Below are 16,381 nucleotides of genomic sequence, written 5' to 3' on the forward strand. Positions count from 1 at the left end.
CGCGTCGGGGCACCCGACGCGGACGTGCCGCGACCAGCGGGCGGCGTGTGCCGTCGTCGGGCCGCGAGGCCGCGCCATGGGCGGTCAGTCGCGCGGGAGCTGCAGGACGCGGGTCAGGCCGGGGGAGTCGGGGTCGTCGACGATCTTCACGCCGTCGAGCCAGGACCCGATCACGTGCGCGAGCTCACCGGGGTGGCTGAAGTTGATCGCGTGCGCCGCGCCCTCGATCAGCGCGATCGTGATGTGGTCGCCCGCCATGCGGCTCACCTCCCGCACCCGCGTCGGGGGCGGCATGAGCGGGTCCCTGCTCCCGATGACCGCGAGCGTCGGGACCGCCGACGCGACGATGCGCTCCAAGGACGGGAAGCGGGTCAGCTCGCTGAATAGGTGGAACGTGTTGATCGGCCCGAACCTCACGTAGTCCGGGACCGCCACGCGCGCCATCTTGCGGCTCTCGCGCGGACCGTCCGCCGCGAGCTGTCGGATGGCCCGCGCCAGACCCTGGTTGTGCACGCCCCCCGCCGGAGACACGAGCACGATGCGGTCGACCCGGTCGGGCGCGCTGTGCGCGACCTCGAGGCTGATGGGGCAGCCCATCGAGTTGCCGACCAGGACCACCTTCTCGAGCTCGAGGGAGTCGAGGATCCGGATCAGCGCGTTCGCCAGGGCAGGGATCCCGAGCGTGTAGTCCCACCGTTCGCTCCGGCCGTACCCCGGCAGGTCCGGGACGAGGTTCGTGGCCCGCGCGGCCAGTCGGCGGGCGGTCGGCATGAGGTAGGTGCCCGAGATCGCGAAGCCGTGCACGTGGACGATCGGCAGGGCGTCCGGGACGTCGGCGCTGCGCCGGTAGAACACCGGGTGCCCCGCGACGTCGACGGTTCCCTCGGTCCATCCCTCGGCGTTCACGACCATGAGACCGATCGTGGCACCGCGGCCCTGCGGGGTCCACCGGTGCGGGTCGGTTGCCGGGCGCGGCCGGGTGGGTTGCCGAGCACGAGGTTGCGGTCGCCCTGGCGCCCAGGACGACCGCAACCTCGTGCTCGGCGGGACGTGCCCCGTCGGGTCCCGTCGAGCCTCGCGGTCAGCGGGCCGTGAAGAAGGTCGGCTCGCCCCACCCGGTGGTCGCGGTCCAGAGCCCCGGGGCTCCGGCGGGCACCGCGACACACACGTTGCCCTCGGCGACACCACCTGCGTAGAGCTCGCCGACCTCGTCGAGGTCGCCCGGGATGACACCGCAGTAGTCCTCGTAGGTGACCGAGTCGTCGCCGACGAACTTCACCGTGATGTCGAGCCACGGAGTGCCTGAGGTCGCGCCCTGGTAGGTCGCCGTCACGGGGACGATCCAGAACTCGAGCCCGGCCTCGGGCGGAGAGTTGAACTGGTTCTCGGCGCTGATCTCCCCCCAGGCCTCGCGCGGGGTGCCGAGGACGAGGGACCAGTCCTCGTTGCTGACGGTCGTCCCGACAGGGAAGGGGTTGGCACGCGTCCCGCCCGCGGGGGCAGGGGGTGCTTCGGGGGTCGCCTCCGGGGCCGGCTCTGCGACGGGGGCCTCGACGGCGGGCTGATCCGCGGCGTTCTCGTCCGTGGTGGTGAGGTTGTCCGAGCTCAGCCCGCAGCCCGTCAGGCCGACGGCGAGCCCGAGGGCGACCACGGCGATCGTGAGGCGCCGGCGCGACCGACCGGTGACGGTCGCGTGAGACCCGGTGGTCGGGTCGACGGACAGAGGGGCGGTGTCGATGATCTTCATGGGATGTCCTTCGTGAGTGCCCGACGGCGGAGACGCCGTCGAGAGGGTGGGCTCGGCCAGGTGCAGCGCGTCAGAAGCGCGGCAGGTTCCAGAGGTGCTGGGTCGTGCGGCCGTCGATCGTCGTGGCGAGCGTGCGACGTCCGTCCGGACCGATCCGGGCGACGACGTCGGCCTGGTGGTGGTTGCGTTCGTCGAACGTGCGGAAGCGCTCGCCGGAGACGATCCGGCGGTGGATGCCGATGACGCTGGTCGTGGTCGTCGGGCCTGTGGTCGTGACCGAGTGGAGGACGGCGACCACGTGCTCGGCCGCTTCTCCGCCCGGGGACGTGCCGGCGGTGTCGGTGTCGCGTGGCAGGGTGCGGATCGCGCGGATGAACGGCATGAGCGTCAGAAGCGCGGGAGGTTGAGCAGGTTGTTCGTCTCGCGGCCGTCGGCGACCGTGGCGACGTAGCGGGTCCCGGAGGGGGACGTCCGGGCGACCACGTCCGCCTGGGTTCCCTGAGGGCTCAGCGAGCGGAAGGCGTGACCTGAGGTGATCCACGCGTGGACCTGGTCGCGCGTGGCACGGGAGAGCTGGCCGGTGGTCGTCGTGGACCAGCCCAGCTCGGTGATGTGCTGGCTCGAGGTGCCCGGGTGAGCGACGCGGACGGAGCGGAGGTAGTTCATGGCTGGTCCTCTCGGGGACGGTCGGCCGGCTCGTGCGGGACGGTCGGGGAGGCCGGCGGCGTCAGCGAGACGCAGCGCGGACACAGCCCGCGGCCGTCGAGGATGCGGTAGACGTGTCCGCAACGGCACCTGACGTGGCTCATGCGTGCCCTCCCTTCCCGGCTCGTGGCCGGAGCGGTGATCACGGAGGTGATCGACTGAGACGAGCCTGGTCGAGCCGACGAGGAAGAGCCATCGCCGAACTGATAACCCGGCTTATCGCGTCGCGCGGCAGAAGGGGAGTCGGGAAGGCGCTACTGTCCTTTCAGCGAGCTCGCCCGACGAGCTCGCTCACCTACCGGTCCTGATGAAGGGAGCTGCTGTGCCGTCGGTCCTCGACTCCCTCACGCTGTCCCTGCCGGACATCGCCGAGCTGGCGCACGTGCAGCGCCCCGTGGTCTCCATGTGGCGCCGGCGGTACGCGACGGCGGCCTCACCGTTCCCGGAGGCGGTCGCTACCCGTCGTGACCAGCAGCGGTTCCGGGCCTCCGAGGTGACGGCGTGGATCGAGCGCAGCGGACTCGGCCGGAACCCCTCGTTCGCGGCCGACGTCGCGATGAGGGCCGCGCTGGACGAGGTCCCCGGCCTCGACGCGGACGCGGCGCTCGACGGCCTCACGTCGCTGCTCTACGTCAAGGCGCAGACGGGTGAGTTCCTCGGTGCGCTCGGTCGTGCAGAGGTGCTCGACCTCGCCGACGAGGTGGACCCCGACGACCACCTGGCCTACTCGGAGATCGAGGCGCTGGGCGACCGGCTGGGCGACCTGTGCGAGCTGGCCGACACGGCGGCCGACGCCGCCTACACACCGGCGGGCGCACTGGAGGCCGTCCTGCTCGACCGGCACCGGGCCGGACGCAGGACGCTCACCGAGTCGGCAGCATCCGAGGGAGCCCTCGACGTCGTGGGCAGGATCGTCCTGGCGCTCACGTCCGGACGCGGGCCGCTCACGCTCGCCAACCCGCATGCCGACTGCGGCGACCTGCTGGTGGCAGCAGTCCGGGCAGGGAGCGACGCGAACGGTGACCACGACGCCCCGGCCTGCGCCGTGCCCGACGTGCGCACGGATCCCGCGACCCGGCTCGCGCGCAGGCGCCTGGGTGTCCTCGGCGTCCGTGTGCTGGACCTCGACGCCGACGACGCCGTGGGCCACGCCGTCTCGCCCGGCGCGACGATCGTGGCGCAGCTCCCTCCCGTCGGCAGCCCCCCGTGGTCCGACGACGACGTCCTGCGCGCGGTCGAGACCCTCGCCGTGCAGCGCGAGCCCGGCCGGTTCGCCGTCGTGCTGGGGCCCGCGGGCGCGCTCGTGGGAGCGGTCGACGGCGAGGCGGAGAAGCTCCGGTCCAGCCTGCTGCGCAACGACCAGGTGCGGAGCGTCGTCGAGCTCCCGGCGGGGCTCCTCCCCGGGCGTTCGCGCGAGCGCCTCGCGATCTGGGTCCTGGGCGACCCGCCCGCCGACGTCGGGCTCGCCGAGCAGTGGACGACCGTCTCGGACCTCGCGGGCGAGCGCGTCACCGGGGGAGCGCTCGACGAGGGCGTGATCGACGACCTCGTGACCGACGTCGTCGCCGCTCAAGGGACTCGCAGGGACGTCCAGGGGCACGCCTTCCGCTTCACGCGTTTCGCCTACACGTCCTCGCTCGTCGCCTCACGGAGCGACCTCTCGGTGGACTTCCGTCGGCTCCGGGTGGGCCGGCGGGACGACGGCGGCCGTGCGGCCGTGCGTGCGCACGAGCTCGCCACGGGGCTCGGGCTCGCAGGGGCCGAGTCCGTCGTCCCCGGCCCGGGGCGAGATCCGCGCCGCGAGACGCTCCGGTCGGTCGAGGCCCGCGGGGGTGTGCGCAGGATCTCCGGGAACCGGCTGGACCCGAGTGCCATCGGTGCGGTCGGCGAGGTGCCGGTCGTCGGTCCTGCCGAGCTGACCGGTGACGTGTTCCTCGGCGAGCGGCGCATGGACCGGCTCACGTTCTCCGCGCTCCCCGCCGCCCGGTACACCGAGCCTGGCGACGTGATCTTCTGCACCGCGCCCTACCCGGCCGCGGTGGTCGACCACGTCGGACTGTCCGTGGTGGAGTTCCCGGCGCAGGTGCTGCGCATCGACCGGGCGCGAGCCCCTGGCCTCCTCCCGCACGTCCTCGCCGAGGACATCTCGTCCCAGCGTGCGACCGCCAAGCGGTGGCGCACGTGGGAGGTGCGCGAGGTTCCCGAGGACCAGGTGAGCGCTCTCGAAGAGCTGCTCGCCGCCGTCGGGCAGCGCGAAACCCTGGTGCTCGACGAGGCCCGACGCCTCGCCGAGCTCCGCACGACCCTGACCCGGGGCGTCGCCGACGCCCTCATCCAGCTCCGAACGGTGGACAATGCCTGACGACGCCCCGACCCTGTTCGACGTCCCCACGACCCCGAAGAAAGCAGGACCAGTGCCTCCCCGCACCAAGGCAGCAGCCACGAGCAAGGCGGCTCCCTCAGCTCCTTCGTCAATGAAGGAGCTCAAGGACACGCTGTGGAAGGCCGCGGACAAGCTCCGCGGCTCCATGGACGCCTCGCAGTACAAGGACGTGATCCTGGGGCTCGTGTTCCTCAAGTACGTCTCGGACGCGTTCGAGGAGCGTCGCGGCGAGATCCTCGCGGAGCTGGCCGCCGACGGCCTGAGCGAGGAGCAGAGCCAGCAGTTCCTCGAGGACATCGACGAGTACACGAGCCGCGGCGTCTTCTGGATCCCCCTCCAGGCGCGCTGGGGCTATCTCGCGGAGAACGCGAAGGGCCGGCCGGCGGCCATGGGCGAGCCGTTCGCGCCGATCGGGCAGCTGATCGACGATGCCATGGACCACATCATGGGGTCGAACCCGTCGCTCGCGGCCACGCTGCCGCGCATCTTCAACCGTGACAACGTGGACCAGCGACGCCTGGGCGAGCTGCTCGACCTGTTCAACTCGACGCGCTTCACGGGCGAGGGCGCGTCCAAGGCGCGCGACCTGCTGGGCGAGGTGTACGAGTACTTCCTGGAGAAGTTCGCGCGTGCCGAGGGCAAGCGCGGCGGCGAGTTCTACACGCCCGCCGGCGTGGTGCAGGTCCTCGTGGAGGTCCTCGAGCCGTACAGCGGGCGCGTGTACGACCCGGCGTGCGGGTCGGGCGGCATGTTCGTGCAGGCCGAGAAGTTCATCGAGAAGCACGGCGGCAGCCCGCAGGAGATCTCGGTCTACGGCCAGGAGCTCAACGAGCGCACGTGGCGCCTCGCGAAGATGAACCTCGCGATCCACGGTCTCACGGGCAACCTGGGGCCCCGCTGGGGTGACACGTTCGCGCGCGACCAGCACGCGGACACCCAGATGGACTACGTCATGTCCAACCCGCCGTTCAACATCAAGGACTGGTCGCGCTCGGAGTCGGACCCGCGCTGGCGCTTCGGTGTTCCTCCCGTGGGCAATGCGAACTACGCGTGGATCCAGCACATCCTCTCCAAGCTGACGCCTACCGGGTCTGCGGCCGTGGTCATGGCCAACGGGTCCATGTCGTCCAACTCGGGCGGCGAGGGCGAGATCCGCGCGCAGATCGTCGAGGTCGACCTCGTGAGCTGCATGGTCGCGCTGCCGACCCAGCTCTTCCGCTCCACGGGCATCCCCGTGTGCGTCTGGTTCTTCGCCAAGGACAAGACGGCAGGCGCTCGCGGATCGGTCGACCGCACCGGGCAGGTGCTGTTCATCGACGCACGCAACCTCGGCTACATGGTCGAACGCGCCGAGCGTGCGCTGTCCGACGAGGACATCGCGAAGATCGCGGGGACCTACCACGCGTGGCGCGGCACGCCCTCGGCGGTTGCCGCGGGCCTGGAGTACGACGACGAGCTGGGCTTCGCCCGCTCCGTGAGCCTGGCCGAGATCAAGGACGCGGGATACGCGCTCACGCCCGGACGCTACGTCGGGGCCGCCGAGGTCGAGGACGACGGCGAGCCCATCGAGGACAAGATCGCGCGGCTGACGGGCGAGCTCTTCGAGCAGTTCGAGGAGTCGGCACGGCTCGAGGCCGTGGTGCGGGAGCAGCTGGGGAGGGTTCAGTGATCCCGGAGGGGTGGGAGTCTACGACTCTAGGGAAGATCGTTGCGGAATCCGGCGGGTCAATCCAGACTGGGCCGTTTGGTAGCCAGTTGCACGCTTCTGACTACGTCCTGCAGGGCATCCCATCTGTGATGCCTGCGAATATCGGTGAGAACTTCATCATCGAAGACGGCATCGCTCGTATCAGTGAGGACGATGCGCGTCGCCTCCAGCGCCATCGCATGGAGCCAGGGGACATTGTCTACTCGCGTCGTGGGGATGTCGAACGTCGGGCACTCATTCGCGAGGATAACGCGGGATGGCTCTGTGGAACGGGTTGTCTTCGTGTGCATTTCGGGTCGCACGGCGAGAATGATCCCGCATTTGTTTCCTATCAGCTCGGGACCGAGTGGACGCGTGAGTGGATCGTTCGACACGCCGTCGGGGCGACGATGCTTAACCTCAACACAGGGATCCTCTCGGCGGTCCCTTTGGAGCGACCGCCGCTTCATGAGCAACGGGCCATCGCCGAGGTGCTGGGGGCGCTCGACGACAAGATCGCGGCCAACTCCAAGCTTGCCTCCACGGCCGAGGACCTTGCGCGGACACTCGCTTTGGCCGTGCCCGTTACGGTCCCGCTCGGTGAGATCGTTGAGCACATCAAGACCACGGTGAACCCTGAAGGGCTTGCAGACGACAGGGTGGCCCACTTCAGCCTGCCGGCCTTCGATGCGGGGATCGAGCCCGAGATCGTCGGTCCGCAGGAGATTAAGAGCAACAAGTTCCTCGTTCGGGAACCGAGCGTCCTCGTGTCGAAGCTGAACCCGCGGTTTCCCCGCGTCTGGAATATCCCGACTATCTCGCCTTTGACTTCCCTGGCTTCGACGGAGTTCGTCACCCTTCGGCCGAGGTTCTCGTCGACGACGGTGCTCTGGGCGCTGACGTCGCAGCCTGCTTTCGGAGCGGCTCTTGAGGCGATGGTTGCCGGAACTTCTGGGAGCCATCAGCGCGTCAAGCCGGCTGAGATGCTGTCGACGCTCGTCCCAGACCCTCGGACCATGAGCGATGTGCTAGTTGGGCAGATCGGTGGACTCGGCTTGCGGGCGATCTCGAGCCGTGACGAGAACCGCACCCTCGCCGCCACTCGCGACATCCTGCTCCCGCAGCTCATGTCCGGCAAGCTCCGCGTCAAGGACGCCGAGCGCATCGTCTCCGAGGTCGCCTGACCGCGATCCGCGACGCCGCCGCGATCCTGTGTGATCGAGATGCGGCTAGCGGGGGTCGTCGCGCCTGATCAACCCCCCGTTGGCCGCATCTCGATCACCGCTCATTTCGACCGACCCTCCCAGAGGCGGCGATGTCGTCGTCGCCCGATCTCCCCTGCCCGCAGCACCCTTCACCCGACAGCAGGAAGTCATGAACCATCACGCCGGCGCACTGACGCGGCGCCCGAGGCGACTACCCCACCCGCCGAGCCCGGCCTCCGAACGGGACCGGCGCCGTCGGGCCGGAAGCGCTGGCTGCTGCTGGTCGGCGCCCTCCTGGTCGGCGCCCTCGGACTCCTCGGAGGACCCGCCGTGGCGGTCGCCCTGCTCTCGAGCCTCGTCTGGTTCGTGGTGAGCGCTGTCCTCTTCGGCCGACACCTCGACTACCGTCGCCCACGCCGGCCGCATCGCACGGTCGCGAAGCTGGGACACGTCCGGCGCGAGCCTCCGCGGCAGATCCCGCTGCTCTCGCGGGTGTGCGTGATCTGTGGCCGGCCGCTGACTAACGGCGAGAGCATGCGAGCCCGGGTCGGATCGACGTGCATCAAGCGCTACGGCCCGCGCTACGCCCACCAGGCGAACCCGGACCACGGCGTCTGGGTCGCCGAGATGATTCGTGCGCGGGCCGATCAAGCGGAACGCCAGGCTCGTCTCAACGTCGAGTTCGACCGCGCGACCGCCGCGTACCCGGGGCTCGTCGCGGCCTGGGAGGCCGAGAGAGCATCGGAGACCGGGCGCCTCCGACGGGATGCCCGCCGGCGAGCGGCCCCGATGCTCGTCTCGTCGATCGCGGCGTGCGTCGCCTCGGTCGTGGTCGCGGGATTCTTCGGATAGTTCACCCGGCCGACCCTGTCCGACGGTGACGGAGGTGACTAATATCGGGCCCGCTGAGCACAAGATGATCGAAGCGTAGAAGGAGCGGAACGCGGTGCGGAGAACAGCTGGGCTCGTCGTCTTGTCATTCCTGGGACTCCTGACGACGGGCTGCGCCGCCTACGCGCCGGGCGGAAGCGGGTCCCATGGAATCTGGGCCGACGACACTGACGACTTCGGAAACTACGAAGAGCCTGCGATCTACGTACCAGAAGAGGGTGTCCCGGAAGAGTACGACCTGGAATACCAGTGGGAACAGATGGTGCCCGAACAGCCGGCAGCCTGGTCGTGCTATCTCTCGATCACCTTCAACGAGGACTGGCACGACGACGTCGAGTGCAGCAACGGAATCGACTTCGACAGGCCGTACCTGCGTGAGTGGGACGGCTTCGTGACCGAGGACGAGCTCATGCAGTCCGCCCTGGAGTACGAGAACGCGCTCAACGGGGGCTGAACATGTCTGCGGTGAGCGCCTCCGACCGGACCTGCTACGTGCAGTAGTGCGGGCTCTCTCCGCAGACGACTCCCTGAGCGATATTCGCGAGGAACGCAACGAGGGCGACGACGCCGAGGATCATCGCGACGATCGCGCACAGGAGGAGGATCGCGCCCACCACGATCGCCACGATCGAACCCGTGCTCAGCTTCCGGGGGCTTGGAGACGGCGCGGTCTGGACGGCCTGTGAGTGCTGGGTCCACTGCTGCCCGTCGAACCAGCGCACCCGCTGCGGGTCGTTCGGGTCGGGGTACCAGCCGGGCTGGTGGGTCACGGTGTTCTCCTCGGCTGTGGTGGTGTCTTCCGTGTTCAGGTGCTCCGTGTCGACGGCCGGGATGCGGCTCGCCGGGCACCGCCGGCTGTCACCCGCAGACGCTGCCGACCATCGCGATCTATCTGATCATCCCCTGATCGCGGCCCTCGTCGCGTCACGGCACTGTGCCACAGGGACTGAGCACGGGGTCGACCCCCTGAGCCCCGTTCCACCGTGATCCCAGGAGAAATCAGGACTGACCAGCCCACCGCGCCCGTCCCGGACAGCGGCGAACCCGGTGCCGACGTTCCGCCGCCCCCGTCGCCAGCCGACGCCCAGACCTGGGCGGCGTCGACGAGAGAGGGCGAGGATGGACGGGGTCGTGACGGTGGAGGGGGCGGAGTGATGCCCCCGACCTCGAGTGAGGCGGATCGCAACTTCACGCCGCATCGAACAGTGATGGATGGCACGATAGGAGAAGTTAACGGCGTAAGCCGCAGAATATTGCCACCTGGAGGTCGCCATGGCCCACGCCTACTCGCCGCCCACCCTTGACGCTCTCGTGATCCTTGGCGCCCAGATCGCGACGGCTCGCCGTGGACGCCGATGGACAGCGGCCGAGCTCGCCGAGCGTGCCGGTATCTCCCTCACGACACTACGACGCGCGGAGCAGGGCGCCCCGTCAGTGGCTATCGGGGTGGTGTTCGAGCTCGCGACCCTGGTCGGCGTCCCGCTGTTCGGCCAGGACGCCTCAGGCCTGCGCGCCGCTCGCTCGCGCGCCATGGATCTCCTGGCCCTGCTCCCTCAGCGGGTGCGCGAGACCAGCAGGGAGATCGATGATGACTTCTGACCGCGAACACGTCTTCGTCTGGGTCTGGCTCCCTGGAAGGACGGATCCTGTCGTTGCGGGTCGGATCGACCGTGCGGGCACGACCTACCGCTTCACCTATGGCCGGTCATACCTGGAGCGTAGCGAAGCGATCAGCCTGTACACACCTGAGCTGCCGTTGCGACGGGGGGCCACGGAACCGCTCGCGGGACTCGACATCGCCGGGGTCCTGGCCGACGCCGGTCCTGACTCCTGGGGGCAGCGAGTCATCCTGGCCCGTCACCTCGGACACCTCGACCGTGACAGCGACACGGGCGATCTCGACCGCCTGACGTACTTCGTCGAGTCGGGGTCCGACCGCATCGGTGGACTCGACTTCCAGGAGTCGGCGACCACCTATGTCGCCCGGGACGTCGACCATCACGCCGACCTTGTCGAGCTGATGACGGCCGCGGACACCCTGCAGGCAGGCAACCCGCTGTCCCGGTCCCTGGCTGAGGCGCTCGTCCGGGGAACATCGATCGGAGGAGCGAGGCCCAAGGCCCTGATCGACGACGGTGAGCGCCGGCTCATCGCCAAGTTCTCCTCGGCGACGGACACCTACCCCGTGGTGAAGGGTGAAGCGGTCGCCATGAACCTCGCCGCCCGCGTCGGTCTGGACGTCCCCGACAGCGAGTGCGTGCGGGTGGCCGACAAGGACGTGCTGCTCGTCGAACGCTTCGACCGCCCCGCAGACGGCAGCCGTCGGCTCATGGTCTCGGCCCTGACGATGCTCGGGCTGACGGAGATGACCGGTCGGTACGCCACCTACCCCGACCTGGCTGATCTCGTCCGGTCCCGGTTCACCACACCTGCCGCGACGTTGCGTGAGCTGTTCTGCCGGATCGTGTTCAACGTTCTGATCGGGAACACGGACGACCACGCCCGCAATCACGCCGCGTTCTGGGACGGCCACGACCTGAGACTGACTCCTGCCTACGACCTGTGCCCGCAGGTCCGCAGCGGCGACGAGACGGCGCAGGCGATGGCGATCGGCCGCGATGGCCAGCGTGCTGCTCGTCTGGGGGTGTGTGTCGACGCCGCGGCGGAGTACTTGCTGGACCGGGGTGAAGCACAAGAGATCGTCGAGCATCAGCTCGCCGTCGTGAACGAACAGTGGCGCGATGCCGCTGACGAGGCGCGCCTGACGGTACTCGATCGCCAGAGCCTGTGGCACCGTCAGATCCTCAACCGATCGATCTTCTACGGGTCTCAGGACGCCTGAACCGTGAGGGGCCAGATGCCGCTGCCCCGATAACCCCCATATCACTTCACCCACCGCGCCCCGCCACGAGACCACCAAGAATGAGTCATGGCGCCGATAGGCTCCGACCAGCACTCCCGCACAAGCTGGCCGCGCCGCAGCGGCAGCACCCGACATCACGGAGGATCCATGAAGCTCACCGAGGACGCCTGGGAACACCTGGCCCTCGACGACCTGGGCGAGCTCTTCTGGACCGTGAAGCACGGCAAGGAGATCGCGCCCGGGGCGAGCGCCGTCGTCGGGCCGGACGGGCACCCCGTCCCCGAGCGTGAGTCGTGGGACGAGCTCCTCATCCCCACCCGCCTGCGCACCGCGCTGCGCGCTCTCAACCCGGACGTGCCGCGCGAGTACCTCGACCAGGCGCTCGCCGCGATCGTCGCCCCGACGTCGAACGACGCGATCGCCGAGAACAAGCGCGTCCACGACTTCCTGACCGACGGGTTCCGTGGCATCAGCTACATCGACGCCGAGGGCATCGAGCAGAACCCGACCATCCGCCTCGTGAGCAGCGAACCGTCGGAGAACGACTGGCTCGCGGCAAACCAGGTCACGGTCGTGCGCGGCGACGTCGAACGGCGCTTCGACGTGGTCCTGTACCTCAACGGGATGCCCGTCAGCGTGATCGAGCTCAAGAACGCGGGCACCAGGGCAGCCGACCTCGCCGCGGCCCACGCCCAGGTCGCGACCTACGTCCGTGAGCTGCCGCTGGCCTTCCGCTTTGTCGTACTGACCGTCGTCTCCGACGGCATCACCGCGCGCTACGGCACGCCCTTCACGCCGTTCAACCACTTCTCGCCGTGGAACGTCGACGACGACGGCCGCCCCGTCGGGCCGTCCGGCCGCCCGGACGGCGTGCAGGGGCCCGACGGCGACACGCCCACCGAGGACGAACCCGTCACCGCGCTGCGGCTCGCCCTCTACGGGTTGTTCGACCAGCTCCGCTTCCTCCAGCTGCTGCACGGATACGTCGCGTTCGACGAGGGGAGCGAAGGGCTCAGCAAGCGCGTCGCCAAGCCTCACCAGTACTTCGCGGTCTCCAAGGCGATCGAGAAGACCATCACCGCGGTCGCGTCCGACGGCAAGGCGGGCGTCGTCTGGCACACCCAGGGCTCGGGCAAGTCCATGGAGATGGAGCTCTACACCAACCAGGTCATGCGGCACCCTCGGCTGCGTAACCCCACGGTCGTCGTCGTGACCGACCGCACCGAGCTCGACGGCCAGCTCTACGAGACCTTCCGGCGCAGCCAGCTGCTGCCCGAGGAACCCCGTCAGATCCGCCGTCGCGAGGAGCTGCGGACCGAGCTCGCCGGCCGGGTGACCGGCGGCATCTACTTCACGACCCTGCAGAAGTTCGGGCTCTCGCCCGCCGAGAAGCAGGCAGGCACCAAGCACCCGCTGCTGTCCGACCGGCGCAACATCGTCGTCGTCGTCGACGAGGCCCACCGCAGCCACTACGACGACCTCGACGGCTACGCCTGGCACCTCAAGAGCGCCCTCCCGCACGCCACGCTCATCGCGTTCACCGGGACACCCATCAGCACCGCCGAACGTGACACGCGCGCGGTGTTCGGCGAGGACATCGACGTCTACGACCTCTCCCGCGCCGTGCACGACGGCGCCACGGTCCCCGTGTACTTCGACTCCCGTCTCGTGAAGGTCGACTTCGTCGACGGCGCCGACGAGTCCACGATCGACGCGGCCGCCGACGAGATGACCACGGGGCTCGACGACGCCGAGCGCCGCCGCATCGAGTCGAGCGTCGCGGTCGTCAACGCGATCTACGGTGCCCCGGCCCGCCTGGAGGCGCTCGCGGCCGACCTCGTCGCGCACTGGGAAGGGCGCCGGACCGCGATGTTCGAGTCGCTCGGCCGCGCCGGCCACGAACGCACCCCGGGCAAGGCGCTGGTCGTCGGCGCGACCCGCGAGATCTGTGCACGGCTCTACAGCGAGATCGTCACCCTGCGCCCCGACTGGCACTCCGACGACCTGGCCACCGGAAAGATCAAGGTCGTCTACTCGGGGACGCCGTCGGACCCCGCGCCCATCCGCGATCACGTGCGGCGCGACAGCGAGAACGCGGCCATCAAGCAGCGGCTCAAGGACCCCGACGACGAGCTCGAGATCGTGATCGTCAAGGACATGATGCTCACGGGCTTCGACTCCCCGCCCCTGCACACCCTCTACCTCGACCGTCCCATCAAGGGCGCGCTGCTCATGCAGACGCTCGCCCGCGTCAACCGGACGTTCCGCGGCAAGACCGCAGGCCTGCTGGTCGCCTACGCCCCCGTGGCGGAGAACCTCGCCGCCGCGCTGCGCGAGTACTCGCCCCAGGACCAGAAGACCCGACCCCTCGGGCGCCAGGTCGAGGAAGCCGTCGCGCTGGCCGAGCTGCTCGTGACCCAGGTGCGTGCGACGCTCTCCGGGTTCGACTGGCGCGCACGGCTCGCCGTGGACGACAAGCGCGCGTACGTCCTGGCCGTCCACGCGACCGTGAACCACCTGCGTGACCCGGGCACGGTCGGCAACCGGCCGCAGGACGTCGAGGACGGCAGCGACACGCTCGGCGCGACCTTCCGCCGTCAGGCGGGTCAGCTGCACAGGGCCTGGGCCCTTGCCGGGGGAGCGGACCACCTCACCGACATCGCCGACGACGTGCGGTTCTTCGAGGAGGTGCGCGTCTGGATGGGGAAGTTCGACGCCGAGGACCGCCAGGCGCGGGGCGAGGCGATCCCCGACGACGTCCAGCGCATGCTGAACCAGCTCGTCGCCGAGAGCGTCGACTCGGGCGAGGTGCTCGACATCTACCAGGCGGCCGGCATGGAGTCGCCGCGCATCGACGAGATCGACACGTCCTTCCTCGCGACGGCCACGCACGCCGAGAACCCGCACCTCGCGATCGAGGCGCTCCGCAAGGTGATCCAGGAGGAGTCGCGCGCCGCGACCCGCAACAACCTGGTGCGCCAGCGCGCGTTCTCCGACCGGCTCAACGAGCTCATGACGCGGTACACCAACTCCAACCTCACGTCCGCCGAGGTGATCGCAGCACTCATCGAGATGGCGCACGAGGTCTCGGCCGAAGGTGACCGCGGTGCCCGGTTCTCGCCGCCCCTCACGAGCGACGAGCTCGCGTTCTACGACGCGGTCCGGGCCAACGAGTCGGCCGTCGAGGTCCAGGGGGACGGGGTCCTCGCCGACATCGCCCGCGAGCTCCTCACGGTCCTGCGGCGCGACGTGCGCACCGACTGGACCGTGCGCGAGGACGTGCGCGCCAAGCTGCGCTCCTCGATCAAGCGGCTCCTCGTCAAGCACGGCTACCCGCCGGACAAGCAGCCCGGAGCGATCAAGCTCGTCATGGAACAGATGGAGTCGATGGCCCCGCGCTACGCGGAGCGCGAGGAGGGGGCGGCGTGATCGAGCTCGTGTCGGAGAAGGTCTGGGAGTCGCTGCGCACGGTGACGTGGCCCGGGCCGGTGCGTGCCGCGATCGCCTACGTGGGACGTGAGGCCCCGGAGCTGCTACCTCTGGGCGCGGGGGACACGCTGGTGTTCGACGGGTCCGACGAGTCGCTCGCCGGTGGCACCACGAACCCCGCTGCGCTCCAGGTGCTGTTCGACCGTGGCGTGGTCCTGGTGTCGGTCGCCCGGCTGCACGCCAAGGTGATCGTCGGCGGGTCCGAGGAGACCGGTGAGCGCAAGACCCTCGTCGGATCGGCCAACGCCTCCGAGCGCTCGCGCACGTCGCTGCGTGAGGCGGCGCTCCTGACCGACGACGTCGAGGTCGCCGCACAGGCGGACCTCCAGATCGATCGATGGTCGGGCGCCCGCGGTTCGGAGTGGGTCGATCAGGAGTGGATCGACCGGGCCCGGGGGATCTATCGCCCTCAGGCCGCTCGGAAGCCACGAGCGGTTCCTCGTGCACCGACGAGCGCTGGATTGTGGGTCGTCCCATGGATCGAGGACGAGACTCCTCCTTCGCCCCAGGTCGAGGCAGTGCTCGGACTGGTGGCTCAAGAGTTCGTCGAGCACTCGATCGAGAGATACCGCCTGGGGGAGGACGGGTACAAGGACGGCGTCCGTGTCGGCGACGAGTTTCTGCCGTTCACCTTGGCCGACGATCAGGAGGTTCCGACAGGGAACCGCAGGTCGTGGCCGGTCACGACCGTCGTTCGTCTCGTCCGCGACTCGACGGACGGCTCGACCGTAGCGATCTGTGTGACGCCACCTTCGCAGGCCTCGGTCACCTATGCGGCGGTGAGACGGGTCGCGGAGGGTCAAGGCCACGATCTCCGCGCGGAAGGACCGTTGCCCGCGAGCACCGCGGCCTCGGTCCGTGCCCTGTGGTTGCCCGAGGAGGAGTCATCGGACGCAGAAGGCGAAGCGAGTGGGTCGGGGCTGCGGTCCCGTCCGCTCGACTGCCCGCGGTGCGGCGCAGAGCTTCGCCTCATCTTCTGGGGAATGCCTCCCGGACCGGTCGATCCCGACGTCTACGTGATGGGCGGCTGCGCTCTACCTGCGGGACCGGTCGCCACCCACTCCTGCCCCGCGTGCGGGTGGGAAGGTCGTCGTCGGGACTGGGAACCGGAGCACGTGCGCCTGGTCGAGTCGCTCGATGACCTGTTCCGTCACCTCGGAGTCGATGACTTGGAGTCTCTCGCGGACAGGGTCACGGACGACCTCGACCACGACCCGGTCGGCCTCGACGTGCACGAGGACTCCGACGGCAGCGTGATCGGGGTCGAGGCGATCCTCGGTGGTACCGGCGTCCTCCTCGAGTTCCCCTTCAGCAACGTCGACTTCTGGGACACCTGGGACGGCCTGCACGACAGCTGGGAGCTGCGCACGGACGAGCAGGAGCGCGAGCTCGACGAGGCGTGAACCGGCGG

14 protein-coding genes and 1 pseudogene are annotated in these 16,381 nt (G+C 69.6%); 10 read left to right on the plus strand and 5 right to left on the minus strand.

The features are described from left to right. Positions 1 to 84 precede the first annotated feature (84 nt). The 4 genes from ACFWGN_RS13315 to ACFWGN_RS13330 form a co-directional block, all read right to left on the minus strand. The gene (locus ACFWGN_RS13315) at positions 85 to 912 is read right to left on the minus strand and encodes an alpha/beta fold hydrolase (RefSeq protein ID WP_191803445.1); all 828 of its coding nucleotides are present in this window, start codon (positions 910 to 912) and stop codon (positions 85 to 87) included. A 169-nt stretch (positions 913 to 1,081) separates the two neighbouring features. Next, on the minus strand, positions 1,082 to 1,747 hold the full coding sequence (locus ACFWGN_RS13320) for a hypothetical protein (RefSeq protein WP_377617397.1): 666 nt from the start codon (positions 1,745 to 1,747) through the stop codon (positions 1,082 to 1,084). Between the two features lie 70 nt (positions 1,748 to 1,817). Next, positions 1,818 to 2,129, minus strand: coding sequence for a hypothetical protein (locus ACFWGN_RS13325; RefSeq protein ID WP_377617398.1), 312 nt, complete (start codon positions 2,127 to 2,129; stop codon positions 1,818 to 1,820). A 5-nt stretch (positions 2,130 to 2,134) separates the two neighbouring features. Next, entirely contained in the window at positions 2,135 to 2,413 is a 279-nt protein-coding gene (locus ACFWGN_RS13330) for a DUF3892 domain-containing protein (protein ID WP_377617400.1), read from the minus strand. Between the two features lie 346 nt (positions 2,414 to 2,759). Between ACFWGN_RS13330 and ACFWGN_RS13335 the strand changes: the two genes are divergently transcribed. The 5 genes from ACFWGN_RS13335 to ACFWGN_RS13355 all read left to right on the plus strand — a co-directional run bounded on the left by ACFWGN_RS13335 (position 2,760) and on the right by ACFWGN_RS13355 (position 9,072). Then, complete coding sequence (locus ACFWGN_RS13335; RefSeq protein WP_377617402.1) at positions 2,760 to 4,814, plus strand: hypothetical protein; 2,055 nt, start codon at positions 2,760 to 2,762, stop codon at positions 4,812 to 4,814. Positions 4,815 to 4,926: 112 nt separating this feature from the next. Next, positions 4,927 to 6,504 carry a type I restriction-modification system subunit M gene (locus ACFWGN_RS13340; protein ID WP_377617598.1) on the plus strand — a complete coding sequence of 526 codons (1,578 nt, stop codon included), beginning with the start codon at positions 4,927 to 4,929 and terminating at the stop codon, positions 6,502 to 6,504. A 128-nt stretch (positions 6,505 to 6,632) separates the two neighbouring features. Next, a complete protein-coding gene (locus tag ACFWGN_RS13345) occupies positions 6,633 to 7,706 on the plus strand; it encodes a restriction endonuclease subunit S (protein WP_377617403.1) in 1,074 nt (357 codons plus the stop codon). A 555-nt stretch (positions 7,707 to 8,261) separates the two neighbouring features. Continuing rightward, positions 8,262 to 8,579: a hypothetical protein gene (locus tag ACFWGN_RS13350; RefSeq protein WP_377617405.1), complete on the plus strand. Its 318-nt coding sequence runs from the start codon at positions 8,262 to 8,264 to the stop codon at positions 8,577 to 8,579. 94 nt (positions 8,580 to 8,673) lie between these two features. Next, entirely contained in the window at positions 8,674 to 9,072 is a 399-nt protein-coding gene (locus ACFWGN_RS13355) for a hypothetical protein (RefSeq protein ID WP_377617407.1), read from the plus strand. Positions 9,073 to 9,106: 34 nt separating this feature from the next. Here ACFWGN_RS13355 and ACFWGN_RS13360 read toward each other — a convergent pair whose 3' ends face one another. Next, entirely contained in the window at positions 9,107 to 9,388 is a 282-nt protein-coding gene (locus tag ACFWGN_RS13360; protein WP_377617409.1) for a DUF2510 domain-containing protein, read from the minus strand. A gap of 502 nt (positions 9,389 to 9,890) precedes the next feature. On the opposite strand from ACFWGN_RS13360, the gene ACFWGN_RS13365 reads away from it, so the two are divergent. The 5 genes and pseudogenes from ACFWGN_RS13365 (at position 9,891) to ACFWGN_RS13385 (ending at position 16,373) form a co-directional block, all read left to right on the plus strand. Further along, positions 9,891 to 10,217: a helix-turn-helix domain-containing protein gene (locus tag ACFWGN_RS13365; protein ID WP_377617411.1), complete on the plus strand. Its 327-nt coding sequence runs from the start codon at positions 9,891 to 9,893 to the stop codon at positions 10,215 to 10,217. Then, positions 10,207 to 10,512 (plus strand): annotated as a pseudogene (locus ACFWGN_RS13370) (HipA N-terminal domain-containing protein); the annotation flags it as partial. The gene ACFWGN_RS13365 and the pseudogene ACFWGN_RS13370, both read left to right, overlap by 11 nt. A gap of 126 nt (positions 10,513 to 10,638) precedes the next feature. After that, entirely contained in the window at positions 10,639 to 11,460 is an 822-nt protein-coding gene (locus tag ACFWGN_RS13375) for a type II toxin-antitoxin system HipA family toxin (RefSeq protein WP_377617600.1), read from the plus strand. A 168-nt stretch (positions 11,461 to 11,628) separates the two neighbouring features. Continuing rightward, positions 11,629 to 14,910 (plus strand): type I restriction endonuclease subunit R, encoded by a 3,282-nt coding sequence (locus ACFWGN_RS13380; protein ID WP_377617413.1) that lies wholly within the window; start codon positions 11,629 to 11,631, stop codon positions 14,908 to 14,910. Then, complete coding sequence (locus ACFWGN_RS13385) at positions 14,907 to 16,373, plus strand: hypothetical protein (RefSeq protein ID WP_377617415.1); 1,467 nt, start codon at positions 14,907 to 14,909, stop codon at positions 16,371 to 16,373. The genes ACFWGN_RS13380 and ACFWGN_RS13385 overlap by 4 nt, the downstream gene beginning before the upstream one ends. The last annotated feature ends 8 nt before the right edge of the window (positions 16,374 to 16,381 follow it).

Origin of the sequence: Oerskovia sp. NPDC060338, from assembly GCF_042726295.1 — a bacterium.
Taxonomy (GTDB): domain Bacteria; phylum Actinomycetota; class Actinomycetes; order Actinomycetales; family Cellulomonadaceae; genus Oerskovia; species Oerskovia merdavium.